Origin of the sequence: Leucobacter komagatae (assembly GCF_006716085.1) — a bacterium.
Lineage (GTDB): Bacteria > Actinomycetota > Actinomycetes > Actinomycetales > Microbacteriaceae > Leucobacter > Leucobacter komagatae.
Genome location: NZ_VFON01000001.1, coordinates 1,128,068 through 1,153,752, shown reverse-complemented (window position 1 = coordinate 1,153,752; position 25,685 = coordinate 1,128,068). Strand labels below are relative to the sequence as shown.

Below are 25,685 nucleotides of genomic sequence, written 5' to 3'. Positions count from 1 at the left end.
GCCGCGCCGGCCGCCGGCTGGCAACGCGAACGGGCCCCTCGAATCCGCCAGGATCGAGGGGCCCGTTCGTGCGCGGGGAAGCCGCTGGGAAGAAGCTACGCCTTGCGGGCGCCCTGCACCCACGCCTCAACGTCGTCTGCCGTGCGGGGGATGTTCGCCGAGAGGTTCACGCAGCCGTCCTCGGTGACGACGATGTCGTCTTCGATGCGCACGCCAATCCCACGGAACTCCGGGGGTGCGGTGAGGTCGTCGGGCTGGAAGTAGAGGCCCGGCTCGATCGTGAAGACCATGCCCGGCTCAAGGATGCCGTCAAGGTACATGTCGCGGCGCGCCTGCGCGCAGTCGTGCACGTCGAGGCCGAGGTGGTGGCTCGTGCCGTGCACCATGTAGCGGCGGTGGTAGGGGGTGCCGTCAGCCTCGGGGAGGAGGCCCCACTCGCGGGTGTGGCGCTCGATGACGGCCATCGCGGCGTCGTGCACGTCGCCGAAGCGGATGCCGGGCTTCACGATCGCGCGGGCGGCGTCAGCGGCTTCGAGCACGGCTTCGTAAACCTTGCGCTGCGGCTCGGTGAACGTGCCCGAGATCGGCACGGTGCGCGTGATGTCTGCGGTGTAGAGGCTGTCGAGCTCGACACCTGCGTCGAGGAGCAGCAGGTCGCCCTCGCGCACGGCGCCGTCGTTGCGGATCCAGTGCAGCGTGCAGGCGTGCTCGCCCGCCGCGGCGATCGTCTCGTAGCCGACCTCGTTGCCGTCGAGGCGGGCGCGGTGGTTGAAGACGCCCTCGATGACGCGCTCGCCGCGGGGGTGAGCGCTCGCGTCGCCGAGCGCCGCCAGTACCTCGTTGAAGCCGCGCTGCGTCGAGTCAACGGCGGCCTGCATCTCGGTGAGCTCATACGCGTCCTTGACGAGGCGCAGCTCGCTCGTGGCGCGACCGAAGTCGGCGTCGTCGAGCGTGAGGTCGCCCTCCGCCGCCTGGAACTCCGCGAGGTGCGCGGTCTGCACGCCGAGGAGCGATGCGACCTGGGCGAGCGACGGGCGCGGCCCGATCCAGAACTCACCGATCTCGGGGTTCGCGAAGAACTCGTCGGAGTCGCGGCCCGCGCGCTCCTGGAAGTAGAGGGTCGTCTCGCCAGACGCGTCGATCACGAGGATCGCGCCCGGCTCAGACTCCGAGCCCCACCCTGTGAGGTGCGCGAACGCGCTGTGCGGGCGGTACGGGTAGAACGTGTCGTTCGAGCGCTGCTTGAGCGCACCGGCCGCCACGACGAGTCGCTTGCCGGGGAACTCTGCGGCGAGCTTCGCCCGGCGCTCGGCAGCGAACTTCGCGACGGGCAGCTCGGCGGGGAGCTCGTCGACCCGGTCGGCCCAGCTCGAGGAAATGTAGGTGAGGAACGCGTCCGACTGTGGTGTCGTGCTCCGGTTGCTATTGTCGATCTCCGCCTCGTGGGTGGCGGTCGTGTTCTCGGTCATTCCTCCATCCTCCCACTTTCGCCTGGGTGCGCGCGCATCGGATACGGGCGTAGCGTTGGGGTCGGGCCCGCGCGTCCGGCCGGGCCGATTTCCGTTGGAGAGGACACTGGCTCATGGCACAGTACGAAGTCGCAGATCGCTCGGCAATTGTGACGGGCGCAGGATCAGGGATCGGGCGGGCGGTCGCGCTGCTGCTCGCCGAGAACGGGGCAAAGGTCGTCGTGCAGGATCTTGACGCGGCGGCGGCCGAAGCCGTCGTCGCCGAGATTACGGGCGCGGGCGGCGAAGCCGTCGCGGTCATCGGCGACGCGGGCGCGGTCGAGGTCATCGACGAGACGGTGCGTGCCGCCAAGGCGCTTGCGCCACTGAAGATCGGAGTGAACAACGCGGGTATCGGCGGCGCGGTCGGCGCGACCGCCACGTACTCCGACGCCGACTGGCAGCGCGTTATCGACATCAACCTCTCGGCCGTGTTCCGCGGCACGCGCGCCCAGGTCGCGCACATGGCACAGCACGGCGGTGGGGCGATCGTGAACATCGCATCGATCCTCGGCAGTGTCGGCAGCGCGGGTTCGCCGGCGTATGTCGCGAGCAAGCACGCAGTCGTCGGGCTCACGAAGACCGCGGCGCTTGAGAACGCGGCGCTCGGCGTCCGCGTGAACTCGGTCGGCCCTGGCTACGTCGACACCCCGCTCCTGAAGAACGCTGACGAGGCGGCACGGGCCGCGCTCATTGCGAAGCACCCGATGGGGAGGCTGGGTCGCGCCGAGGAGATCGCGCACATGGTCGCGTTTCTCGCGAGCGATGCCGCCTCGTTCGTCACTGGCAGCTACCACCTCGTCGACGGCGGGTACACGGCGCCGTAGTCGCAGCGGCAGTTCGCGTGCCCGATGCCTCGTAGACTGGGGGAATGACTGGTAGCGCGGGCTACGACCTGCACACGCACTCCCTGATCTCCGACGGTACGACGAGGCCCGCGGAGATCGCAGCCGAAGCTGCCGCGCTCGGGCTCGCCGGATTCTCGCTCACCGACCACGACACGATCGACGGGTGGGATGAGGGTCGGGCCGCGGCGGCCGAGGGCGGGCTCGACTTCGTGCCGGGCATCGAGATCACGACGAAGTACAACTGGAAGTCGCGGCACCTGCTTGGCTACGGGATCGACCCGGCTGCCGGTGAACTGTTTGCCGCGCTCGCCCGGGTGCGCGAGGCACGCCTCGGTCGCGCCCGCGAGATGGTCGAGCTGCTCGCGCATGACTACCGGCTCACCTGGGACGACGTTGTCGGCGAGTTTGAGGCGACGACCGTGGGCCGCCCGCACATCGCCGACGCGCTCGTGACGGCGGGGTACTTCGTCGACCGGAGCGCCGCGTTCGCCGACGTGCTGCACCCGCGGTCGAAGTACTACGTGCCGACGTACGCCCTCGACACCGTCGACGCGATCGGGCTCGTCCGCGCAGCCGGCGGTTTCCCAGTGCTCGCGCACCCCGTCGCAGAGCGGCAGCGCACGCCGACCCCCGTCGACGCGGTGCGGGCGTTCGCCCGGGCCGGGCTCGGCGGAATCGAACTCAACCACCCCGAGAACCGCGAAGACTGGCTGCCGCCCCTGCGCGAGGCCGCCGACGAACTCGGGCTCACGGTCACCGGCGCGAGCGACTACCACGGCGCCGGCAAGCCGAACCGGCTGGGGGAGCGGACGACGCCAGCGGAGACCGTCGAGCGTATTCGCGCGGGCGTCGCGACGCCACGCTAGTCGAGCGGGATCGGGCCCCTGCGGAGTCGGTCAGCCCGCGAGGAACTCGCGAACCCGCGCGTTGAAGGCCTCCGGTTCGGTGAGGAACCCTGCGTGCACCGGGATCGTCGCGAACTCCGCGTGCGGGAGATTCGCCGTCACCCAGCGGCGTGCGTCGTCAGCCCAGCCCGCTTGCGCGATGAAGAGCAGCGGCTTGCCCGAACCGTCGAACGCGACCGCGGGCGCCGACAGGTCGGTTGCGAGGCCCTCGACGCCGGTGATGATCGCGATGTGCTCGGGCGTGCGGGCACCGTCGGCGACGAGCTTCGCGACGGCGGGCTCGGTATCGGCCTCTGCTGCTGCGACGCCGAGCGCGTCTGCCGCGATGTACTCGAGGAAGCCCTGGCGGTCAGTGGAGAGGAACTTCACGTAGGCCGGCAGCCCGTCGTGACTGAGCGCGGCCTCGCCCCACTCCGCCTTGTTTGTCGGGTCGAACGGCACGCGCGGCGGCTCGTCGATCAGGATGAGCTTGGCGACGCGGTCGCCCGCTCCGTCGACCTCAAGCGCCGAGAGCACGTCGAGCACGCCGAACGACCAGCCGGCGAGGGTGACGTCGCGGAGGTCGAGAGCAGCGAGCAGCGCAGCCAGGTCGCGGCCGCGCTGCGGGAAATTGTTGCCCGTGAGTGGCTTGCTCGATTCGCCGTGGCCGCGCGGGTCAACGGCGATGACCTCGTGAGCGTCAGCGAGGCCCGCGAGCTGGTGCACGAAGACCTCAGCCGAGAAGTTCCACCCGGGAACGAACACGACGGGTGCGCCAGCGCCGGCTCGGAGCACGCGCAGCTCGACCTCGGGGGCTACCTCGACGCGGTCGACTGAAACGGAATCCGGCAGGGCGGGAAAATCAATGCTCATGCCCGCAAGCGTAAACGCTGCGGGCATGAGCACGAAGAGATGTTGCGAACCGTGACGCCTGAGACGTCAGGCGAGCTACGCGGCGGGCGCCTCCGAGGTCGCCGGTGCGCCGCTGTCAGCCTGCCCGCCCTCGGCCTGCGTGTTCTCCGCCGAGGCAGCAGCCCCGTTTCCGCGGCCACGGCCGCCGCGACGACGGCGGCGGCGCGGTGCACCCTCTCCGTCGGAGCCGGCGCCCTCGGGCGCGGGAGCGCCGGGCTCACTGCCGCCGTCGGTATCGTGACCGTGCTGCTCGTGCCCGTGTGACTCGTGCCGGCCAGGGCCGTGCGGGTTCGCGCTGCGCGTGCGACGGCGCGTGCGGCTCGAACCGCCCTCGCCGCTCGACTCGGAGCGCGATCCTGATCCCGATCCTGATCCCGCGGAGCGCCCGCCCGAGGTGCGTGAGCGAGTGCGCTCGCCCCGGGGCGCGGTCTCCTTCACCGGCGTCGCCTTCAGGCGGCCCTTCGACCCCTCGGGGATATTCAGGTCGGTGAACAGGTGCGGCGAGGACGAGTAGGTCTCGACGGGCTCGGCAATGCCGAACTCGAGCGCCTTGTTGATGAGCGCCCACTTGTGCAAGTCGTCCCAGTCAACGAACGTCACGGCGATGCCCGTGCGGCCGGCGCGGCCCGTGCGGCCGACGCGGTGCAGGTACGCCTTCTCGTCGTCGGGAACCGTGTGGTTGATGACGTGCGTCACGTCGTCAACGTCGATGCCGCGGGCCGCGACCTCGGTCGCGATGAGCACGTCCTTCTTGCCCGACTTGAACGCGGCCATGGCGCGCTCGCGCTGATCCTGATTGAGGTCGCCGTGCACGGCGGCGGCGCTGAAGCCGCGGTCGGTGAGCTCCTCCTGCAGGCGGGCCGCAGCGCGCTTCGTGCGCATGAAGATCACGGTCTTGCCGCGCTCCTCGGCCTGCAGGATGCGGCCGATGACCTCATCCTTGTCGAGCGAGTGCGCGCGGTAGATGACGTGCTGGATGTTTGCCTGCGCCGCGCCCTCGTCGGGGTCGGTCGCGCGGATGTGGATCGGGTTCGACATGAACCGGCGCGCGAGCGACACGATGATGCCGGGCATCGTCGCCGAGAACAGCATGGTGTGGCGGTTCGCCGGGGTCTTCGAGAACAGCTTCTCAATGTCGGCGAGGAAGCCGAGGTCGAGCATCTTGTCGGCCTCGTCGAGCACCATCTCGCGGACGTTTCCGAGGTCGAGCACGCGCTGGCTCGCGAGGTCGAGGAGGCGGCCCGGGGTGCCAACGACGACCTGGGCGCCCGCCTTCAGCTGCTCAATCTGGCCCTCGTACGCCTTGCCGCCGTAGATCGGCACGACGGTGGTCGCGCGGTTCTTCGTGGCGAGTTCGAGATCCTCGTACACCTGCATCGCGAGCTCGCGGGTGGGAACGACGACGAGCGCCTGCACGCCGGGCTCGGGGTTCGCACCGAGGCGCTGCAGCAGCGGGAGGCCGAAGCCGAAGGTCTTGCCGGTGCCGGTCTTCGCCTGGCCGATGATGTCCTGGCCGGTGATGGCGAGGGGGATCGTCTGCTCCTGGATGGGGAAGGCCTCGGAGATGCCCTTTTCGGTGAGTGCTTCGACGATGTCTTCGTCGATGCCGAGTTCTACAAATGTGGTCACGCCTGTGTCCTGTTCTGTGTTCGATTGTGCATTGCTGCGCGTGAGACAGGGCGCAGCCTCCGACACTCCAGCGGCGACGGAGAAAAATACGTGTCCCATCAGTCTATGGGGAAATGCGACATCTGCGTGATTCCGACTGTGGTATTTCTATGCAAGGTATTCCCGCGGTGCTCCGCCGCGGAGGTAAGCTAGGCACCGTGTTTGACTGGATCCGGAGATTGCGCAAGAAGCAGGCGCCCTCAAAGACGTCGCTCTCGCACGCAAGCGAGTCTGCGGCTGAGCGCGTTGACCTCGCCGAATTCGCGCCCGGAATCATGCCGTTCTTGGGCCTGACTGCGTACCTGCAGCTCGAGCTCTACGAGGCTGCGACGCGGGGCGTCTCGGGCGCCGCGACGCTCGAAGCGAAAGAGACGCTCGCCCGGGTGGCCGGGGAGACGCTCTCGAAGCAGCAGCGACTCGCCGACGAGATTCGTCGCCGCGGCTCTGAGCCGCACGTTGTCATGCGCCCGTTCACGAAGGTCATCGACGACTACGTCGAGCGCATCGACACCGATGACTGGCACCAGCACGTGCTGTCGCTGTACCTCGTCGGCGGCCTGTTCGACGACTTCTTCGCGAGCCTCGCAACCGGCCTGAAAGACTCCTACCGCACGGAAGCCATCGCTGTGCTGACGGGTGGCGAAGGGCGCCAGGCGCTGAAGGGCCTCCTCGAGCAGGCGCTTGAAGACGACCCGAAGCTCTCGAGTTGGCTCGCGCTCTGGGGGCGCCGCCTCGTCGGCGACACGCTGCTCGTGTCGCGCGCCGTGCTGAACCTCAGCGAGAAGCGCGAGTTCGTCGAGAGCGAGGTGGAGCCCGTGTTCACCGAGCTCATCGCCGACCACATCCGCCGCATGGACGGGCTCGGCCTCACCGCCTAACCGATGGTGCTGCCCGTGCAAGACCTCGCCGCGCCGCCCCACTGCCGCTACTTCGAGGCAGGGGTGTGCCGTTCGTGCACCTTCATTGAGACGCCGATCGATGCCCAGCTGCGCGTGAAGCAGGAGCGCTGCGCTGCGCTGCTGCCCAGTGTTCCCGCCGCGGCCTGGCTCGCACCCGTCGCCGGTGGGGTCGCGGGCTTCCGCAACCGCGCCAAGCTCGCCGTCGGAGGGGCCGCCGGGGCGGTGACGCTCGGGATCCTCGACCGGGGCGGCGCCGGCGTCGACCTCACCGAGTGCCTCATCCACGAGCCGGAGATCCAGGCCGTGATCCCTCTCCTTGCCGACTTCGTGAACGCGTCGGGCATCGCGCCGTACTCGGTGCCGCGACGGCGTGGCGAGCTCAAGTACGTGCACGTTACCGTGAGCCCGGCTGGTGAGCTGATGGTGCGCTTCGTCGTGCGTAGCGAGCACGGACTCGGGATGATTCGCGCGCGGGTCGACACACTGCGCGAGCTGCTGCCGCAGGCGGCTGTGATCTCCGTCAACCTGTTGCCCGAGCACAAGGCGGTGCTTGAGGGGGAGCGAGAGGAACCGCTCACCGGGTCGGCCCTCGCCATGGAACTCGGCGAAGGGCTCTCGCCCGTGACGCTGTACCTGCGGCCGCAGAGCTTCTTCCAGACCAATACGCGCGTGGCCCTCGCGCTCTACGAGCAGGCCGCCACGTGGGTCGACGGCGTCGGGCCAGCATCGCTCTGGGACCTGTACTGCGGCGTCGGCGGCTTTGCCCTGTTCACCGCGCGCTCCGCCGCGGGCGCGCAACGCGACGTGCTCGGGGTCGAGCTGAGCGAGCAGGCCATCCGCTCCGCCGAGCGCAGCGCTGCCGAGGCGGGCATCCCCGCACGGTTCCTCTCGGGTGACGCGACCGAGTTCGCGCTCGCCGCAGCCCCGGCAGACTTGCCCGAGCTCGTCATTGTGAACCCGCCGCGCCGCGGCATCGGTGAGACCCTGTCTGAGTGGCTTGAGGGGTCTCAGATTCCGCACGTCATCTACTCGAGTTGCAACCCCGAAAGCCTCGCGCGTGACCTCGAACGGATGCCGTCGTACTCGGTGCGGCAGGCCCGGCTCTTCGACATGTTCCCGCACACGGGGCACCTTGAGGTCGCGGTGCTGCTCGAGCGTCGCTGACGCTCTACACCCTGGTGAGCATTGCCGGGGCTGGCCCCGCGCGCACGGCCTGGCGAGCACGGCCGGGGCGCTCCCGCGCTCACGGTCTGGCGAGCACGGCCGGGGCGCTCCCGCGCTCGGCCCAGCCAGCCCGCCAGCCCGTCTCAGCTCGCTTGCCCGCCCAAGACCCCAACGGCCGATGTGCCCGCTTTGCACCGATTCACCCGGTTTTTGCGCGTTTTTTGTGGGTGCATCGGTGCAATGCGGGTGAAACGGCGGGCGGCTGCGACAGCTGCGGCAGGCGGGCGGTAGCGGTTGGCGGCGGTTGGGGCGGCAGCGGTGGGCGGGTGGCTACACCCGCGTGAACTCGGGGGTGCCCCAGACCCCTGGGTCGGGGAACGGGGCCCAGCGCAGGTCGACCCCACCAGCACCCCCGGCACCGGCACCAGAACCAGAACCAGAACCAGCACCACCAGCACCACCAGCACCACCAGCGCCACCAGCCGCTGCGTCGAGGGCCAGTCGAACCTCGGCAACACACATCAAGAGTGAGAGCGTGGGGTAGCCGAGCGGGCGGTTGTCGCGCACGATCGCATCGTCATCGGTGGGTGCGAGCTCAGCCGTGCGCCCGAGAAGATCCACCCACAGGTCCCGCCACTCGGAATCGGGGGCTCCGGCGAGAGCCTGGAACTCTGGCAGCCACCGGGCGATGCGGGCCGAACGCGGGTCATCAACGTCGTGGTGCGCGAGCATGTGCACGCCGGGGGCGAGAGCATCGCGGCGCAGTTCGACCCCGTCCCAGGCCGATACGAACGCCGACGAGCCCACGACCTCGACGAGCGAGAACGGCGCGGCCGTCGGCGGGTTGGTGAGCTCGTCGCCGTTGACCGAGGCCAGTACGAGACCGCCGCGAGAGGTGAACCCGCCCGGAGGCTCAATGAGTTCGCCCGTTCGGTTGACAACGACCGACAGCCGTCCGGCCCCCTGTAGAGCGGCGCCCTGCCGCGCGGCGAGCCAGGCGCCGTTCGCGCGCCGATCTCGTACCCCAACCGTCCCGGGGTACGAGTCGGGCCACCACTCAGAGGGCGGGTCCCACGGGCGAGCGGGATCCTCGTCTCGGACCGCGAGCACCCTCGTCGGAGCGGCCTGGTCAGCGGGAACTTCGATCACGACCGTACACATGCACCCGAGTGTACCGGCGCGGCCGGGCCCCTGGTCACTGCCGAATCGTAGGAATCAGTGCGAGTATTGAGGCGTGAACATTGTGCTTGGAGTGAGTGGCGGAATCGCCGCGTATAAGGCCGTTGCCCTCGCCCGCCTGCTCGTCGAGGCCGGGCATGAGGTGCACGTCGTGCCGACTGCAGACGCGCTGCGGTTCGTGGGGCAGCCCACCTGGGAAGCGATCAGCAGACACCCGGTCACCACATCGGTGCACGACGACGTGCCAGAGGTGCGGCACGTCGCGCTCGGTCAGAACGCCGACCTCGTCGTCGTCGCCCCGGCAACCGCGAACACGCTGGCCCGGATGACGGCGGGTCTCGCCGATGACCTGCTCGGCACCACGCTGCTCGCGACGCGCGCGCCCGTGCTCGTCGCCCCGGCCATGCACACTGAGATGTGGCAGCACCCCGCGACGCAAGACAACGTCGCGATCCTGCGAGCGCGCGGCGTCTCGTTCGTCGGGCCTGAGAGCGGTCGGCTCACCGGTAACGACAGTGGCCCGGGCCGCATGAGCGAACCGGCCGATATTTTCGCGCGGGTGGAGGAGCTCTTGGCCGGCGTCGAGTCCGGCGCATCGCCGACCGCGCTCGAAGCTGGTGACGACCTAGCAGCCGACGACGTAGCCGAGGCGCCCGGAGGGGCCGGACCCGACGCGCCAGACGCGCCGACCGAAGTCTTCTCGCCGCCCGTCGCGGAGAGCGCACACGGCGACGTCCGCGGCGTCGACTCCGAGGCGCGCGAGCGGGGGGATCTCGCCGGGATCCGCGTGCTCGTCACCGCCGGCGGTACCCGCGAGCCGATCGACCCCGTCAGGTACCTGGGGAACCGATCGAGCGGGCGGCAGGGCATCGCGATCGCCGTTGCCGCGGCAGATCGCGGCGCTGAGGTCGTGCTGCTGGCCGCCAACGTTGACGGCGAGGTGCTCGCCGAGGTCGCGCAGGATCCCGCGGTGCGTATCGTTCCCGTCAGCACGACGGCGGAGCTCGACTCGACAGCGCACGCGGCTGCGAAGGGCGCGCGGGTGGTGGTCATGGCCGCAGCGGTCGCTGATTACCGGGTGGCCGAGGTCGCTGACCGGAAGATCAGGAAAGAGGATGCTCCCGGAGAAGCCCCAACGCTGACGCTCGTCGAAAACCCCGACATCCTGGTGAGTCTTGTGCGTGAGCGCCAGGACAACCAGGTCATTGTCGGCTTCGCCGCTGAGACGGTCGATGACGAAGACGAGCTACTTGAGCGTGGCCGGCGCAAGCTCGCACGCAAGGGCGTCGATCTGCTCGCGGTGAACGCCGTCGGCTGGAACGAGGGGTTCGAGTCGCACGAGAACGATGTGCGAGTGCTCGATATCGACGGCGATGTTGTCGCCGCCGTCGCCGGGTCAAAACGTGAAGTCGCTGACGCGCTGCTCGATGCCGTTCGCGATGAGCTCGACCTCGCCGACAGCCCGCTCGTCAGTTAGCGGAAGCAGCGCCCCGCGTGGCTTGCCCCTCACCGTGAGGCGGGGCTACCCACGCGGGGCGCTGCCGCGCAGGCGGCTACTACTCGCCGACCGCGACCGCGATCTCGTTGGGCACCGCATCGAGGGTGATCGAAGAGATCTTCTTGCCCGTCTTCAGGTCGAGCGCGTGCACCGCCTTCGCCGAGGGCTCAGTGATGTACGCAATGTTCCCGTCGCCGACGATGGCCGGGTGCGCATCCTGCCAGTTGGCGGGCCCTTCCCAAGGTTTGATCACGGGGAAGGAGTTGACGATCTTGCCGCTTGCGGTGTCGAGGACGTGCACAGCGCCGTCCGTCGACAGGATGTACGCGCCCCCGTCGGGGCCACGCGTGACTCCGCGGAAGGTGTAGCGAACGTTGTCGGGCAGCGAGGTGACCTCGAACGATTCTTTGTCGGTGTCGATGAGCGTCACCGCGCTCAGCAGGTACCCTTCGGCATCCGGGTCGCTCTTGTAGTCGCCGACGACGATCTGGCTATCGGGCGCGGTGAACGCGTTCCCCATACGGCCGAACGCGTCTGGCGCGGTGAGCTTGGTGAAGCTGCCAGCCTTGTACAGCAGCGCGCCGTCTTCGCAGCCGAATACCGCGACCTCGTCACGCGCGGTGCCCTCGCCATGGATGCCGGGGCACTCGGCCGACATGGTGAGGTCGTGCCAGTGGTCGTCGTGCGGCTCGAGCGCCGTTGCGCCCGTGCGCGACTCTGCCGTGCCCACGGTGGTGAGCAGCGTCCCGTCTGCGAGCTCGATCGAGACCCCGTGGTGCGGGGCGTCAGCCGTATACGCGCGAGACTTCGGGGCGGTCGTGTTGTTTTCGAGCAGCGCGTCGGTCGGCACGAGCGTTGTCTTGCCTGTGCCGTCATCGAAGAGCGCGGTCGTGCCCGCGTGGCGGACGGCGTGGCCGGCCGCGGTCGCCGGGAACACGAGCCCGGTGAGTCGTGCGGCCTCGGTATCGACGACTTCGAAGCCCTTCGAGGTGGTGAGCAGGAGGTGCTTGCCGTCGCCGAAGGCGTTGAGCCGCGTGAAGTCCTCGGTCGCGAACGAACCGACGGCCTCGATCCCTCCGCCCGCGCCAGCTGCGCTCGAGAGCACGGTGACGCTGCCGGGCGTTGTTACCGCGAGCGCTGTGTGGGTCGAGTCACGGCCACTCCCGTGCTGGTGGGCGGAGTCCTCGTTGGCTGGGGCATCCTGGCCGGCTGGGGCAGCGGGCGCGCACCCGCTGAGTGCGGCGACCCCGAGGCTGAGCGAGGCCGCAGCCAGCCAGCCGATTCGTGCTCCGCGCCGCGGGCGAGCGATTGTGTGGGTCTGCATAGTTCTCCTTTGTGTTGTGAGTGAGTGATGGTAGAAAGCGTTACTGCCGCGGCTGGCGGGGCGTGAGGCCCGAAACGATGCGATCAGCATTCGTACTGACCATTTCGAGATAGCTCTCCGCCCCACCGCCCGGTTCCGACAGCGACTCGGTGAAGAGCGGCACGACGTTCACGGTGATGCCCGCCTCGTCTGCGAGTACGCGCATGAGCCGATCCGGTGACGACGACTCCGCGAAGATTGTCGGTACGCCTGCGTCGGTGATCGCCGTCACCAGCGCGTCGAGGTCGGCGGCGCTCGGGGCGGCGAGCGTGGTGCCCCCGGGAATCGCGGTTCCAAGTACCGTGAAGTCGTAGCGCTGTGCGAAGTAGCCGAAGACATGGTGATTGGTGACGAGTGCCCGCTGCTGCCTCGGGATCTCCGCGAATCGCTCGGCGAGCGCCGCGTCGAGGTCTTCGAGCCCCTGAGCGTAGGCGGATCCGCGCGCCGCGATGGCAGCGCGGGCATCGTCGCTGAGCGAGGGGAGGGCGGCGAGGGCGTCGGTGAGGGCGCGTGCGACCGTCACCATCTGCCGCGGGTCGGTCCAGAAATGAGGATCCGCGACCGCCGAACCGTTTGGCCCCTGGGGCGCTGCGTGATCCGCCCCTGAGGCGTAGCTCAGGGGGTCAATCTCCGCGCCAGCGACAAACTGTTCGACCCCGGCGGCAGCCGCCCGGTCGAGGTGTCGTTGTAGCCCCTCCTCGAGCCCGAGGCCGTTCGATACGACGAGGTCGGCGCTGTCGAGCGCGGCCGCTTGCTGCGCCGAGATCTCGAACGAGTGCGGGTCGGCGTTCGGCTTCATCAGCGTTGTCACGTCAATCGAGTCGCCTGCGATCTCAGACGCCACATCGCCAAGGATGTTGGTGGTGACAACGACCTGGGGCCGAGTGCCCGCCGCCGCATCGTCCGCGGCGGTGTGGGCCTGAGAGCAGGCTGCGAGCGGGAGCACAAGCGCGGCGACCGCGAGGAGGGCAATGCGACGGGATTTCAACGCGGCGCGCGCTCGGCGATGCCCGCCGCTCACAGCCCAACCTCCGCGACGAAGTCGGGCCGGAGAGCAGGGGTGAGCTCACGCGCAACCCTCGCGCCGTCGGCGTAGTCGATCTCGTAGACGATGCCGGCCGTCGGAGCGTTGAGGTAGGCCCGTTGCTGGTCGACGGAGAGCGTAACCGCGCTAGCCGCGCCGGGTTCGAGGTCAGCGGGATCCAGCAGCGGGGGAGTCACGGCGGTCTCCTTGCCCCCGTGGCCGACGTGCACGCGGCCCTCCGTGTCGAGTGCGACGACGTGACCCTCGTCATCGCCCACGGCGCTCACCCTGAGGAGCGGAGCGGAGGCCGGCGACCACTGCCACGAGAGAGCCCTGGCGTCAAAGCTCCAGGTGCCTGGCTGGCCAGCAGCGTCTGCGCCCGGCCCGGCGAGCACGGGTCGGCCCTTCCTGCCGGAGAGGCTGACCGGCGAACCCCCGGCATCCGCCGGCAAGCTCACGAACTCGAGGTCACCGGAAGCCGCGACTACAGCACCACCCTCGCACAGCACGACGAGCCCCGCCCGAGTGCTCGTCGCACTTCTGGGCGACTCGCATGCGGTCATAGCGCCCGTCGGCTTGCCGCCGGCGTCAAGCACCCGCAGCTGCGTCTCGCCCGATGCCTCATCGAGGTGGGACACCAGCGCGCCAGCGCCAAGCGGCGCCGCGATGCCGACGTGTGGCGCCTCCCGCACGCGGAACCGTTCGACAACGCGACCGGAGCTCAGCTCGGCGTTATCGAGCAGCACCGCGTCGCCCGAGCCCGCGAAGAACACCCCCGTCGAGCCCGCGGTAGACAGGACATCGCCGGTCACCGCCGCCGGGCCCTCCCCGGTGACCGAGCCGAGATGCGCGGGGTCTGCCCGGTAGTAGTGGAAGTGGTCTCCGTGGTCCCACGTCCAGGCTCCACTGTCGGTGATTGAGACGCCAGACCCGGAATCGCTGAAGACATAGCGGCCATCGGTCGCGAGGCGTGCGGGGGCCGGAACGGTGGGTAGCGTGCGCTCGCCGCCGTCAAGGAGGTCGAGCAGGCCGACGTCGCCCGCGGCGGTGACCGTCAGCAGCTGGAGCTGCGGTTCGGCGACCTCGGTCGCGCCGGCGACGCTGCCGTGGTCGGAGGATGCGGCCTCGGGCGATGCCGCCGCGGACTGATCCGGCTGTGGTGCGGGGGCCGCCGTGCAGGCCGCGAGGGCAAGCGGGAGGGCTGCTCCGCAGGCGAGAGCGATGGCGAGAGTGCGATTCATGCGTGGCTTTCTAGCGTTGAAGGGTGGGAGTTGCGGCGTCTCAGGGAGGCCGCGGCGGCGTGCGCGGTGTGGGAAGCCCCGGCGGCGGCCACCGCGCTGACCGCGATAGTGGATCCCGCCGCGGATCCCGCCGCCCAGGAAACCGCGAGGCCGACCGCGACCGCGGCTATTCCGAAGCCCGTTGCGAGGGCCATGCGGCCCGGAATTCGTCGGCTCCAGGGTTGCGCCGCCACCGCGGGGCCGAGGAGCAACGCGATGACGAGGAGCGTTCCGACAGCCTGCGCCGAAGCAACGACGGCGAGCGTGACGAGGCCGACGAGCATGCCCTGGGTGAGGGCGGGGCGGTAGCCGAGGGCTTGAGCGATCCTGCGATCGAAGGCGACTGCGACGAACGCCCGGTGGCGAGCGGCAGCGATGGCCACAACACCGACGCTGACCGCGGCAAGCAGCGCGATGTCGGCGGCTGAGATCGCAAGAATGTCGCCGAAGAGTACGGCGGTCACGTCGGTTGCGAAGCTTCCCGAGTGCGAGACGATGATCACGCCGGCAGCGAGCATCGCGACGAACAGTAGCCCGATGCTCGTGTCGTAGGAGAGCCGGCCTCGCCGCTGCAGGAGTGCGATGAGGGTGCTCATCGCAGCGGCCGAGATAGCCCCGCCTACGACGGGAGGCGCGCCGACGATCGTGGCGAGGGCGACCCCTGGCAGCATGCCGTGGCCGATCGCCTCACCGAGAAACGCCATGCCACGGATGACCACCCAGCTGCCGACAATGCCACAGATGACCGCGACGAGCGCGCCGCCAACTAGGGCACGAGCGAAGAACGCTGAACCGAGGGCATCGAATATCCAGGACATGGACACCGACGATACCGATAATGAAAACCATTCTCAACATGCTAGATTGATGCCCATGACCGAATCCTCACCCGCGCGGGCGCGCGCGCTTTTCTATGCTCACGACCGAAAAGAAGTGCTTTCCGGGGTCGACATCGACCTCCCCGCCGGGCGTGTCACCGCCATCGTCGGCGCGAACGGGGCGGGGAAGACGACGCTCGTTGAACTGCTCGCCGGGGTGCGGAGCCCGCAATCCGGCGAAGTGCTGCTGGATGCGCCCGTCGCTCTGGTCGTGCAGCGTCCGGATGCCCCGGCCATGCTGCCAATCACGGCGCGCGAGGTCGTCGCGCTGGGCGCTGCGTCGCCTGTCGCCCGGTCACGCACGTCGGGGCGGCGCGTGCGCGAAGCGCTTGAGCGGGTCGGGGCCGAGAGCCTCGCCGATGCTCCATTCGCTCGGCTCTCGGGAGGGCAGCGGCAGCGAGTGCTGATCGCGCAGGGCCTTGCGGTCGGGGCTGGCGTGCTCATTCTCGATGAGCCGGCGGCCGGGCTCGACGAGCGCAGCCGAGCGCGCGCCCGGGCGATCCTGCGCGAGGAGGCTGACCGAGGCGTGGCCGTTGCCTGCGTGACGCACGACGCCGCCGACATCGAGGCCGCTGACCGAGTTGTGACACTCCGCGACGGGGTCGCAACGCTGACGCGCGAGGCGTCGTTCCCAGTGAAGCCGTGAACAGCAAAGCGAGCGTGACGAAGACCGAGAATCGGTCCGCCACGCTCGCTGTGCGTGATGCGTTGAGCTAGCTCGCGTTAGCTGACGAAGCCCACCTTGCGCGAGGTGTCGCTGCCGAGCTCGACGTACGAGATCGACTCGCGGTTCACGAGGAACGTGCGGCCCTTGTTGTCGGCAAGCGATACGAGGCCCGTCGCTTCGGCCTGGATGAGCGTGCTGAGCTCTTCAGCCGTCGCGTCGGTCTCAAACGAGAGCTCGCGAGCCGACTGGTTGATGCCGATCCGTACTTCCACAGCTGCCTCCTGGCCAAGTCATGATGCGGTTGCGGCCTGCGCCGCAACTCTTTCTCCTTTGAGTGTATGCGTCCACGCTCGGTGAACGGGTCTCGTTCGCCGTCAGCGCACCAGTGGCACGTGCTCGAGTGCCTGCCGCCCTCGTCGCGCACATGCCATGCAATCGACCCTCGGTATGCCCGAAAGTGTCGAATTGGGCATACCGAGGGTCGTTTGCCGGTGGAGGGCCTCGGCCTGAGGCCCGTGCGATAGCCCGACAGCCCCTACTTTGCTGGGGTGAGCGTGAGCGTGTCCTTCGCAGCAGCCCCGACGGCCTCCGGGGTGAAGGCCCAGGCGTACTGCTCGCCGGTCGCCCAGCCCTCGACCTGGTCGGTGTAGTTCTTGTGGAACGCGTGCCCGCTCTGGCCGGTCAGGTTCTGCCACGTCGACGCGTCCCAGTCAGACACATCGATGACCATGCGCATCGACGGCACGGTCGACGTTGCATACCCCTCACCGAGGGCCCAGCCCGTCGCGTTCACCACGCCTGACCCGCCCGACGTGTCGTACGGCCCCCGGTTGAACAGCGCCTCAATCGGCGCGATGCCGCTCTCGCCGAAGGTGCCGTGGGTGAGGGTGATGGCGTGCAGCTTGCCCCAGTTCCACTTCTCCGAGTTCTTGCTCTGCAGCTGTGTGAGTTCCGCGTAGGCGTCGCTCGCGGCGCCCGCGAGGAACTCCTCGCGCGCCTCGGTGCCATTCGCTGTCAACCACTCAGACTTCGGGTCTTCGAGCTGCAGCGTCAGCATCCGGGCGAAGCGCGACTGGTCGTCGCGTGGGATATCGCCGTCTCGACCCGAGACCATGCGCTCGGTGAGGTGCTCCCAGAGCACGTTTGCGAAGGCCGCTGGAGCGGAGTCCATCGCGTTCTGGCCGTCCCAGCCAGCGAGCAGCTCGAGCGCCCCCTGCACGCCGGCGTCGTCGACCGCAACACCTGCGTACGCGTCCTTGAGGGCCTTCGCCGCGGGCATCTGGTTATCCATGTGAATCTCCGCGAGGTCTAGGGCGCTCACGGGGCCTTCGGCGATCTTCGCTTCAAGGAGCTCCACGATCCGCGCGGCGCGGTAGCCGTAATCCCAATCGCGGCTGAGGAAGTAGGCGTAGTCGTCGTTCACGATCGCGTTGTTCGCGGTGACGATGTAGCCCGACTTCGGGTTGTACGACCAGGGCTGTTCCTCGAACGGAATGAAGCCCTGCCAGTCGTAGTCGCTCGACCAGCCCGGGGTCGGGAGGTAGCCCTCCTGGCCCTTGGCTCGAATCGGCAGCTTGCCGGGTGCCTGGTAGCCGATGTTGCCGTCTGGGTCGGCGTAGATGAGGTTCTGGCCGGGAACATCGAACTTGCTTGCGGCCTCGCGGAAGTCGGTGAAGTTCTCCGCCCGGTTCAGCATGAAGATCGCCTCGGGCGTCGAACCGGCGTCGAGCGCGGTCCACCTGAGGGCGAGCGCAGACTCGGTGTACGGCATCGTGCCGCCAATGTCACCCGGGCCGACGGGCAGAATCTTCCCCTCTGGAGTCTCAGAGCGGGGCTTCTCAGCGATTGCGGTGAAGTCACCCGTGAGCCCGGAAACGATCGGGCCGTGGCCGGTTTCGCGAACGGTGAGCGTGACGTCGTCACCTCCCGCGACCTTGATGGTCTCTTCGCGCGTGGTCATGTCGTGCCACTCGTCGTCGTACCAGTACTTGTCGCCGTCAACGCTCTCGACAAACAGGTCGGCGACGTCGGTCGTGAGGTTCGTGAAGCCCCATGCGATGTCTGCGTTGTGCCCAATGACGATGCCCGGCAGCCCCGAGAAGCTGAACCCCGCGACGTCGAACGGGCACGCTTCAGAGACCGTTGAGCAGCGCAACTGCATCTGTGTCCAGACCGACGGCAGGGCCGCGCCGAGGTGGGGGTCGTTGGCGAGGAGAGGCTTGCCCGTCGTCGTGAGCTCGCCCGAGACCACCCACGAGTTCGACCCGATTCCTTCGCCCTGTTGCGTGATGAGCGAGTCGACCTTGCCGAGCAGCTCCTCGAGCGGCTGCAGGTTCAGCGACTCGACGAGCTTCCCGAGCTGCCCCTCGACGAACGCCGCGCCCTGCTCGAGCTTTCCGACGGCGACGACGCGGCGCCCCGCCGGGTCGTCGGCGAGAATCACCGGGTGCTCCTCAAAGGGATACCCGGGGTACAGGTCGGCGAGCTGGTCAGCGTCAAGATACTGCGCCTGCAGCGCCCTCGCGGTCTCGTCCTCGATGTTCGTGCGCAGATCCCACGCCATCGCTTTGAGCCACGCGATTGATTCGGCCGGTTCCCAGGGCTCGGGCTCGTAGCCCGAGTTCTGCAGCCCGAGCACCGCGTACTCGAGCGAGAGCTGGCTGCCGCTGCGCTCCGCGAGGTAGGCGTTCACGCCCGCCGCGTACGAGTCGTAGTAGGCGCGGACCTCGGGGGAGAGGTCTGCATACTCCTGCTCCGCGATGCGCTGCCACCCGAGGGTTCGCAGGAACGAGTCGGTCCCGACCTGCGACTCGCCGAAGAGCTCGGAGAGCCGCGCGCTCGTGAGGTGCCTGCGGAAGTCCATCTCCCAGAACCGATCCTGCGCGTGCACGTATCCCTGCGAGAAGAACAGGTCTTCGCTCGTGTCGGCGGTGATCGTCGCGATCCCGCGCTCGTCGCGCTGCACCGTGACGTCGCCGGAGAGACCGGCCGCCGTGACGGTTCCCGACACCGTCGGGAAGGATCGCTGCACCGTCCACACCCCAAGCCCGGCCGCGACGAGGGCGATCACGACGAGGCTCGCGACGATCCAGCCGATCACGCGCAGAGCTCGGCGTTTTTTCTTCGGGGTGCTTCCCGCGGGGACCTGCGGGAGATCGGTAGCAGCTTGAGTCATCGTTCCTCCACTCTGAGGGCCGTCTGTAGGTACAGAGCCAGCTTTGAGTATGGCACAGGGTCGCGCCGGTGTCGGTGGTGCTCACTAGGCTAAATGCATGACCAACTTCGACTCGTCGCAAGAGCGCGTGCTTGGGTTCGACCCGCGAGCCCACGCGCGGGTGCTCGGCGCTCCCGGCACCGGGAAGACGGGGCTCGTGGTCGAAACGTTTGCGCGGGCGATGGCTCTCGACGGGTGGGCTGAGGGCGACGCGCTCGTGCTCGCGCCCAACCGCCTGGTTGCGGCCCGGCTGCGCGAGCTGGTGCACAAGCGGCTCGCGCACGCACTCGGCGGGGCGCCCGTACGCACTGCGTCTTCGTTCGCGTTCGCGGTGCTGGGGCGCGTCGCGGCCGAGGCTGGGGAGGCGCCGCCGCGGCTCCTCACCGGCACCGTGCAAGACGAAGCGATCGCGGAGGCCGTGCTCCAGCACATCGAGCAGACGGAGCCGCGAGCGGAAGGCGGGCTCGCACCCGAGGTGTTGCTCAGCGCCCCGTTCCGCGCCGAACTGCGCGAATTGTGGCGCGTCCTTGATGACTTCGCGCTCGCCCCGCGCAGCCTCGCCGGCCAGCTTGCCGAAGCCGCGGCGCAGAGCTCGTCGCGGGCGTTCACGGCGGGTCCCGATCCGATGCTCGCCGGGCGTTGGCGTGAAGCGCTCGCTCTCCTCGACGCCGTGCAGCGCCGGCTCGCCGCCGAGCGCGTGCACGAGGTGAGTTCGAGCGCCCTGCTCAGGCTCGCCGCGCAGGCCATTCGTGACGGGCGCGGTGCGGCGCCGCGCCTGATCCTCATCGACGATGCGCAAGAGCTCGGTGAGGGGCAGCTCGCGCTTGTTGCCGCGTGCGCGGCGGCTGGTAGCGCCGTGTGGGTCTTCGGCGACCCCGATGTCGCGACGAGCGCGTTCCAGGGCGAGCACACGCGCGTGCTCGCTGGTCTCACTCCCGAGCTCGTGCGGCGCGGGTGGGTGCCGCCGCCGGGCGCCGTCGAGCAGGTCGCCACGCTCGACACGGTGTATCGGCACGGCGGGGTGATCCGCGGTTTCGTGACCACTCTCAGCGGGAGAATCGGGATCACGGGGGCAGCCGCACACCGCGCCGCCGTGAGCGCCGAACCCGCCACCCGCGACGCCGTCGAATTTTCGCGGGCCTCGTCGCCCGCCGAGCAGCTCGGCTCGATTGCCCACCGAATGCGGGCGCGGAAGCTGGGGCTCGACGGCGACAGGAGCCTTGAGTGGGGCGACATGGCGGTCGTGTGTCGCACTCGCGCCGAGGTGACGCGGGTCGCGCGGCTGCTCGCGGGGCACCAGGTGCCGACGGGCGTCGCAGCCGGCGGCATCGTCTTGCGCGAGCACCAGGTGGTTCGTGAGCTCGTCGCGCTCCTCCAGCACACCCTCGGCATCGCGCCGCTTGACGCCCCCGCGGTATTGCGGCTCGCTGGCGGCGTTGTTGGCGGGCTTGATCCGGTGGCGGTGCGCAGGCTGCGCGGGGCGCTGCTTCTCGACGAGCGGCGGGCTGCCCGCGAAGAGGGCAGAGAACCGGCGACAGTCGATGAAGCGGTGTTCGAGGCGTTCGCGTTCCCCGGGCCGAGCCCCGTGGTCGACAGCGCCGGCGGGCGCGCCATCCGCAGGCTCGGGCTCATGGCCGCCGCGGGCGCTCGGGTGCAGGAGGGCGGCGGTACGCCGCGTGAGGTGCTCTGGGCGCTCTGGGACGGCGCAAAGCTCGCCGACCGCTGGCAGCAGGAAGCGATCGCGGGCCGCGGCCTGCGCGCGGACGAAGCAAACCGGGCACTCGACGCTGTCGTCGGGCTGTTCTTTGCGCTCCAGCGGCACGAGGAGCAAGACAGTGAGCAGCCGATCGCTGAGCTGCTTGAAGACATCCTCCGCAATACCGTGCCAGAGGATTCGCTGGCGCAGCGCAGCGAGCTGCAGACGGTCACGGTGACGACACCGCAGGGCATGATCGGGCGCGAGTTCGCGCTCGTCGCGGTCGTCGGCGTACAGGACGGGTCGTGGCCGAACCTGCGGGCGCGCGGCTCGCTGCTCGGCACCGCGGCCCTTGAACGGTGGTTGCGCGGCGGCGAAGCGCTCATGCCGTCGCGCCGTGACACCACCCACGACGAGCTGCGGCTGTTTCTCCAGGCCTGCTCGCGCGCAACCGAAGAGTTGCTTGTCGTCGCCGTCGCAGACGAAGAAAGCCACCCGAGCCCGTTCTTCGGGCTCGGCTCCGACTTCGCCGTCGACGGGCTCCCGAGCTCGCGACTCACGCTGCGAGGCATCACCGCAGCCATGCGCCGCCGGGCCGTCGAGCAGGCGGGCGACGAAGTCGCGCTCGCGTCGCTCGCCGCGCTCGCCGAGGCCGGCGTGCCGGGCGCGGAACCCGCGCAGTGGTACGGGGTCCTCGAACCCTCGAGCAGCGCACCGCTCTTCGAGCAGGCGGCTGACGAGGAGCCGCGGCCCATTCCCGTGAGCCCGTCCCAACTCGAGAAGGCCGAGACCTGCGCGCTCGACTGGGCGATCGGGGCCCTGGGCGGCAGCACCGGCAGCGTGCAGGCGAGCCTCGGCACGCTCGTGCACCACGCGCTCGAGACTGTCGAGGGGCACGACGCCGAGGCGATGCTTGCGGCGATTCTCGCGGAGTGGCGAAAGCTGCCGTTCGACGCCGAGTGGGAGTCAGAGCGCGCCCGCCGGACCGCGGCGGATATGGCTGGCGGGCTCTCGGACTACCTGCGCGAGTTTGAAGCGTCGGGCAAAGAGCTCCTCGGGCAGGAGTCGAGCTTTAGCCTCGCGGTCGGCCGGGCCGAGCTGCGCGGGATCGCCGACAGGCTCGAATCGAAGCAGACGCCGGCGGGTGCCGAGATCACCGTCGTCGACCTGAAGACCGGGCGCACTCCGGCGACGAAACCCGAGGCCGAAGACCACGTGCAGCTGCAGGCCTACCAGCTCGGGGTGCTGCTCGGCGCGTTCGACGTCGCGGCCGAGAGCTCCGCCCAGGGCGACGTGCACACCGCTGCGAAGCTTCTCTACGTGCACCCGGATGCCGCGCGCGGCAAGGGCTACGTCGAGCGTGAGCAGTCGGGTCTCAGCCCGGAGGCCCGCGAGCAGCTCGAAGCGCGCGTCGCCGCGGTGGCCGAGACGATGGCCGCTGGCGAGTTCACTGCGCGCATCGAGCACCACTGCTCAGACCCACACAAGCCGGGCAACTGCCGGCTGCACATCATCCAGGCGGTGAGCCACGCATGACAGTTCCAGTCTTTTCGGCGGCGCGGGTCGCTGAGATTCTCACGAAGCCGGGCGAGCAGCCGCTGCTGCCGACCGACGAGCAGCGCGCCGTCATCGAGCACCCGCTCTCCGGGAGCACGCTCGTGATCGCGGGGGCGGGCAGCGGCAAGACCGAGACGATGGCGAACCGTGTTGTCTGGCTCGTCGCCAACGGTCTCGCAGAGCCCGACGCGGTGCTCGGCCTCACCTTCACCAGGAAGGCGGCGGGCGAACTCCGCGAGCGCATCGTTGGCAGCCTCGGCGCCTTCGTCGCGCGCCTCACAGACCTGGCCGAGCTCGGGCAGCTCAGCGAGCGCGAGCTTGCGCGGGCGAGCGAGCTGCAGGAGCAGCTCGCCGACGGGCTCTCACTGCCCGACGTGAGCACCTACAACTCGTTCGCGGCCGGGGTGCTGCAAGAGTTCGGTGCGGCTGCAGGGCTCGCTCCGGGCGCGACCGTCATCGACGAGGCGACCGCGTGGCGCGTCGCGCGCGAAACGCTGCTCGCGAGCGACGACCCAGAGCTCGTGACGAGCGAGCTGCGCACCCCGACGCTCATACGGCACGTGATCGGTATGGATCGCGCCGTTGCCGACCACCTCACGAGCTTTGACCGGGTCGATCAGCTCGTAGCAGAGTTCCGAGGCGTGACGCGGCTCCCGTATAACGAGAAAGAGGATCCCGAGAAGCCGAGCGGCAAGGTCTACGCGAAGGTGCGGGACGCTGTGAAAGCGATCGAGGAGACGCCGCTCATTACGCGACTCGCCCGCGCGTACGGCGAGGAGAAGCAGCGGAGAGGGCTTATCGACTTCTCCGACCAACTCGCGCTCGCGACCCAGACGCTCGACTCGGTACCTGAGGCGCGAGGCGCACTGCGCTCACGCTATCGGGCCGTCTTGCTCGACGAGGTGCAAGACACCTCGGTCGGACAGACGCGGCTGCTCTCAACACTCTTCGGCGGGATGCCGGTCATGGCGGTTGGCGACCCACACCAGTCGATCTACGCCTGGCGAGGCGCCTCGGCCGAGGGGCTGCGGTCGTTCCACCAGGACTTCAGGGGCGGAGAAGCCGCCGCGACGCTGACGCTGTCGGTGAGCTGGCGCAACCCGAAGCTCGTGCTCGAAGCTGCGAACACGGTATCGGCTGAGCTCCGCGCGAACGCCGTTGTCGACGTCCCCGAGCTCCGGCCGAAGCCCGGGGCCGGCGACGGCCAGGTGGCGGTCGTGTACCCCGAGACCGTGCACGAGGAGCGGGAGGCCGTGGCCGCCTGGATCGCGGACGCTCGGGAACGCGTGCCCGGGAAGAACGGTGAGCCTCCGACCGCCGCGGTGATCTTCCGCAAGCGCGCGGCGATGCCAGCGTTTGCGGCCGCGCTCACCGAGGCGGGCGTGCCCAATCGGATCGTCGGGCTCGGGGGGCTACTCAGCACGCCCGAGGTGACCGACATCGTGAGTTGCCTGCGCTGCCTCTGGTACGCGGACGCGGGCGGCGACCTGATCAGACTGCTCGCGGGCCCCCGGTTCCGCATTGGCGTGGCAGACCTTGCGGGGCTCCGCGACGCCGCCCGCTGGTTCGCGAAGCGCGACATCGGGCAGCAGCCGCTCATCGACGCAGACCGCGAGGCCGACAGCGTGCTGCCAGACCCCGACCGGGAGTTCACCCTCATCGATGCGCTCGACGCGATCTCGACGATGCGTGACCTCGACCACCGCGCGCTGAAGGGGGTCACCTCGGAGGGCCGGGAGCGCCTGCGCGAGGCCGGGCAACTGCTGCGCGACCTCAGGCAGGGCGTCGGCGGGAACACCGCAGACCTCATCGGCTCGGTCATGCACGCGCTTCGCCTCGACATCGAGCTTGAGGCGAACGAGGGGCGCGGTGCAGCCGCGGGTGCGCTCGCGAACATCGAGGCGTTCACGTCGCTCGCGGAGGGGTTCCTCGCGATCGACACGCGTGGCACGCTCGCCTCACTGCTCGAGTGGATCGAGCGAGCGATCGAAGATGACGACGTCGCCGAACACGTCGCGGCGCCCCTGCCGGGCACCGTGCAGCTCATCACGGCGCACGGTTCCAAGGGGCTGCAATGGGACATCGTGGCCGTGCCACGGCTCGCGACCGACGAGTTTCCCGGCAGCGCGCGCAGCGGATCGGGTTGGCTGCGCACCGGCGAACTTCCCGACGAGCTGCGCGGGGACCGAAACGCGAGGCCGCAGCTCAACTGGCGTATAGCGACGACGCAGAAGGAGCTGTGCGAGCGGCTCGACGAATACCGTGCGGAGCTCAAAGAGCGTCACGCCGAGGAAGAGCGCAGGCTCGCCTACGTGGCCATCACTCGCTCAGCGGGGCTGCTTTTGCTGTCGGGCTCGTTCTGGGGTGGCCAGACCCGGCCGCGCACCCCATCGGTATACCTGCGAGAGCTGCAGGGGCAGTTCTGCCCCGAGCTGCCTGAGGTGAGCGCCCACGAGGCCGACCCGAGCGAGCGGGCGGAGCTCACCGCGAGCTGGCCGCTCGACCCGCTCGGGGCGCGAGCGCCGCAGGTCTTCCGCGCCGCGCGAGAGGTCAGTGAAGCGATCACGGCGGGCTCGGACGGAGAGCGCAGCATTGATGAGACCGTTCGGCTGCTGCTCGCTGAGCGGGAAGCCGCCGAGCGCGTGAGCGGTGGCGAAAGCGGCGCCCCGGGGCCGCTGCCCGAGCGGATCACGGCCTCTACCTTCCACGAGTTTGTGGAAGACCCGGTGACGGCTGAGCGCCACCGCATCAGGCCCGTGCCGCAGCGCCCGTACCGGCGAACCCGCATCGGAAACCGCTTCCACGAGTGGGTCGAGCGGCGAGCCACGACCGCGGGCGGGACAGCGATCCCGCTCCTCGGCATTGACCCGGAAGAGTGGGACCCGGGCCGCGGCGAGTTCGATCACGAGCAGGAGCTGCAGCCACTCATCGACGTCTACGAGCGGTCGCGCTGGGCCGACAAGCAGCCCATCGCGGTCGAGCTTGAGGTCGCGCTGCCCTTCGCGGGGCGCACGCTCGTGTGCAAGCTCGATGCTGTCTACGAGCTCGCGGCCGACGGTGAAGCAGCATCTCGCTTCGAGGTCGTCGACTGGAAGTCTGGGCGGGCCCCGGCGACCGATGCCGAGCGCGAGAGCAGGTTCTTCCAGCTCGACCTGTACCGCCACGCCTACGCCCAGTGGGCGGGCATCGAGCCCGAGCGCATCGACGTATCGCTGTTCTACGTTGCCGAGGACGTCGAGATTCGCGGCACGGAAGTGCGCACGCTCGCTGAACTTGAGGAGGCGTGGCTCGGGGCAGCCGAGAAACTCGTGGGTGAAACCAGCTAGCTGTTGCTGGACATGAGGTTGTTGACTTCTCTTGGGGGTAGCGGCACCGACGGGTAGAGTGAGATACATGTCGAGCCCTGAATCAGACACTCAGGGGCTTTCGGTCACGCCGTCAGCCCC

18 protein-coding genes are annotated in these 25,685 nt (G+C 69.4%); 8 read left to right on the top strand and 10 right to left on the bottom strand.

Annotated elements, in window-relative coordinates; translation table 11 throughout:
* Window positions 1-95 precede the first annotated feature (95 nt).
* On the bottom strand, window positions 96-1,469 hold the full coding sequence (locus tag FB468_RS05320; RefSeq protein WP_141886419.1) for an aminopeptidase P family protein: 1,374 nt from the start codon (window positions 1,467-1,469) through the stop codon (window positions 96-98).
* A 113-nt stretch (window positions 1,470-1,582) separates the two neighbouring features.
* On the opposite strand from FB468_RS05320, the gene FB468_RS05315 reads away from it, so the two are divergent.
* Both FB468_RS05315 and FB468_RS05310 read left to right on the top strand, forming a co-directional pair.
* Window positions 1,583-2,335 carry an SDR family NAD(P)-dependent oxidoreductase gene (locus tag FB468_RS05315; protein WP_141886418.1) on the top strand — a complete coding sequence of 251 codons (753 nt, stop codon included), beginning with the start codon at window positions 1,583-1,585 and terminating at the stop codon, window positions 2,333-2,335.
* 44 nt (window positions 2,336-2,379) lie between these two features.
* Window positions 2,380-3,222: a PHP domain-containing protein gene (locus FB468_RS05310; protein WP_141886417.1), complete on the top strand. Its 843-nt coding sequence runs from the start codon at window positions 2,380-2,382 to the stop codon at window positions 3,220-3,222.
* Between the two features lie 30 nt (window positions 3,223-3,252).
* Here FB468_RS05310 and FB468_RS05305 read toward each other — a convergent pair whose 3' ends face one another.
* Window positions 3,253-4,113: an alpha/beta fold hydrolase gene (locus FB468_RS05305; protein WP_170219632.1), complete on the bottom strand. Its 861-nt coding sequence runs from the start codon at window positions 4,111-4,113 to the stop codon at window positions 3,253-3,255.
* Between the two features lie 75 nt (window positions 4,114-4,188).
* On the bottom strand, window positions 4,189-5,781 hold the full coding sequence (locus tag FB468_RS05300) for a DEAD/DEAH box helicase (RefSeq protein ID WP_246055767.1): 1,593 nt from the start codon (window positions 5,779-5,781) through the stop codon (window positions 4,189-4,191).
* A gap of 197 nt (window positions 5,782-5,978) precedes the next feature.
* Between FB468_RS05300 and FB468_RS05295 the strand changes: the two genes are divergently transcribed.
* Window positions 5,979-6,698: a ferritin-like fold-containing protein gene (locus tag FB468_RS05295; RefSeq protein ID WP_141886414.1), complete on the top strand. Its 720-nt coding sequence runs from the start codon at window positions 5,979-5,981 to the stop codon at window positions 6,696-6,698.
* Between the two features lie 15 nt (window positions 6,699-6,713).
* A complete protein-coding gene (locus FB468_RS05290) occupies window positions 6,714-7,883 on the top strand; it encodes a methyltransferase domain-containing protein (RefSeq protein WP_246055766.1) in 1,170 nt (389 codons plus the stop codon).
* 330 nt (window positions 7,884-8,213) lie between these two features.
* Here FB468_RS05290 and FB468_RS05285 read toward each other — a convergent pair whose 3' ends face one another.
* A complete protein-coding gene (locus FB468_RS05285) occupies window positions 8,214-9,044 on the bottom strand; it encodes an NRDE family protein (RefSeq protein WP_141886412.1) in 831 nt (276 codons plus the stop codon).
* A gap of 73 nt (window positions 9,045-9,117) precedes the next feature.
* Here FB468_RS05285 and FB468_RS05280 point away from each other — a divergent pair, with 73 nt between their 5' ends.
* Window positions 9,118-10,539 carry a bifunctional phosphopantothenoylcysteine decarboxylase/phosphopantothenate synthase gene (locus tag FB468_RS05280; RefSeq protein WP_141886411.1) on the top strand — a complete coding sequence of 474 codons (1,422 nt, stop codon included), beginning with the start codon at window positions 9,118-9,120 and terminating at the stop codon, window positions 10,537-10,539.
* Between the two features lie 79 nt (window positions 10,540-10,618).
* Here the strand turns inward: FB468_RS05280 and FB468_RS05275 are convergent, their stop codons facing one another.
* The 4 genes from FB468_RS05275 to aztB are packed head-to-tail and all read right to left on the bottom strand — an operon-like array spanning window position 10,619 to window position 15,045.
* Window positions 10,619-11,884 (bottom strand): hypothetical protein, encoded by a 1,266-nt coding sequence (locus FB468_RS05275; RefSeq protein WP_141886410.1) that lies wholly within the window; start codon window positions 11,882-11,884, stop codon window positions 10,619-10,621.
* 40 nt (window positions 11,885-11,924) lie between these two features.
* Entirely contained in the window at window positions 11,925-12,944 is a 1,020-nt protein-coding gene (aztC, locus tag FB468_RS05270; protein WP_246055765.1) for a zinc ABC transporter substrate-binding protein AztC, read from the bottom strand.
* Window positions 12,941-14,188, bottom strand: a complete 1,248-nt coding sequence (locus FB468_RS05265) for an ABC transporter (protein ID WP_141886409.1) — start codon at window positions 14,186-14,188, stop codon at window positions 12,941-12,943. The genes aztC and FB468_RS05265 overlap by 4 nt, the downstream gene beginning before the upstream one ends.
* A complete protein-coding gene (aztB, locus tag FB468_RS05260) occupies window positions 14,185-15,045 on the bottom strand; it encodes a zinc ABC transporter permease AztB (RefSeq protein WP_141886408.1) in 861 nt (286 codons plus the stop codon). The genes FB468_RS05265 and aztB overlap by 4 nt, the downstream gene beginning before the upstream one ends.
* A 55-nt stretch (window positions 15,046-15,100) precedes the next feature.
* Between aztB and FB468_RS05255 the strand changes: the two genes are divergently transcribed.
* Complete coding sequence (locus FB468_RS05255) at window positions 15,101-15,751, top strand: metal ABC transporter ATP-binding protein (RefSeq protein ID WP_141886407.1); 651 nt, start codon at window positions 15,101-15,103, stop codon at window positions 15,749-15,751.
* A 77-nt stretch (window positions 15,752-15,828) separates the two neighbouring features.
* Here FB468_RS05255 and FB468_RS05250 read toward each other — a convergent pair whose 3' ends face one another.
* Together FB468_RS05250 and FB468_RS05245 are read right to left on the bottom strand one after the other, a co-directional pair.
* Window positions 15,829-16,044, bottom strand: a complete 216-nt coding sequence (locus FB468_RS05250) for a DUF3107 domain-containing protein (protein WP_141886406.1) — start codon at window positions 16,042-16,044, stop codon at window positions 15,829-15,831.
* Between the two features lie 263 nt (window positions 16,045-16,307).
* A complete protein-coding gene (locus FB468_RS05245; RefSeq protein WP_141886405.1) occupies window positions 16,308-18,947 on the bottom strand; it encodes a penicillin acylase family protein in 2,640 nt (879 codons plus the stop codon).
* A 97-nt stretch (window positions 18,948-19,044) separates the two neighbouring features.
* Here FB468_RS05245 and FB468_RS05240 point away from each other — a divergent pair, with 97 nt between their 5' ends.
* On the top strand, window positions 19,045-22,218 hold the full coding sequence (locus FB468_RS05240) for a UrvD/REP family ATP-dependent DNA helicase (protein WP_141886404.1): 3,174 nt from the start codon (window positions 19,045-19,047) through the stop codon (window positions 22,216-22,218).
* Complete coding sequence (locus tag FB468_RS05235) at window positions 22,215-25,565, top strand: ATP-dependent helicase (protein WP_141886403.1); 3,351 nt, start codon at window positions 22,215-22,217, stop codon at window positions 25,563-25,565. Before FB468_RS05240 ends, FB468_RS05235 begins: the two co-directional genes overlap by 4 nt.
* Window positions 25,566-25,685 lie beyond the last annotated feature (120 nt).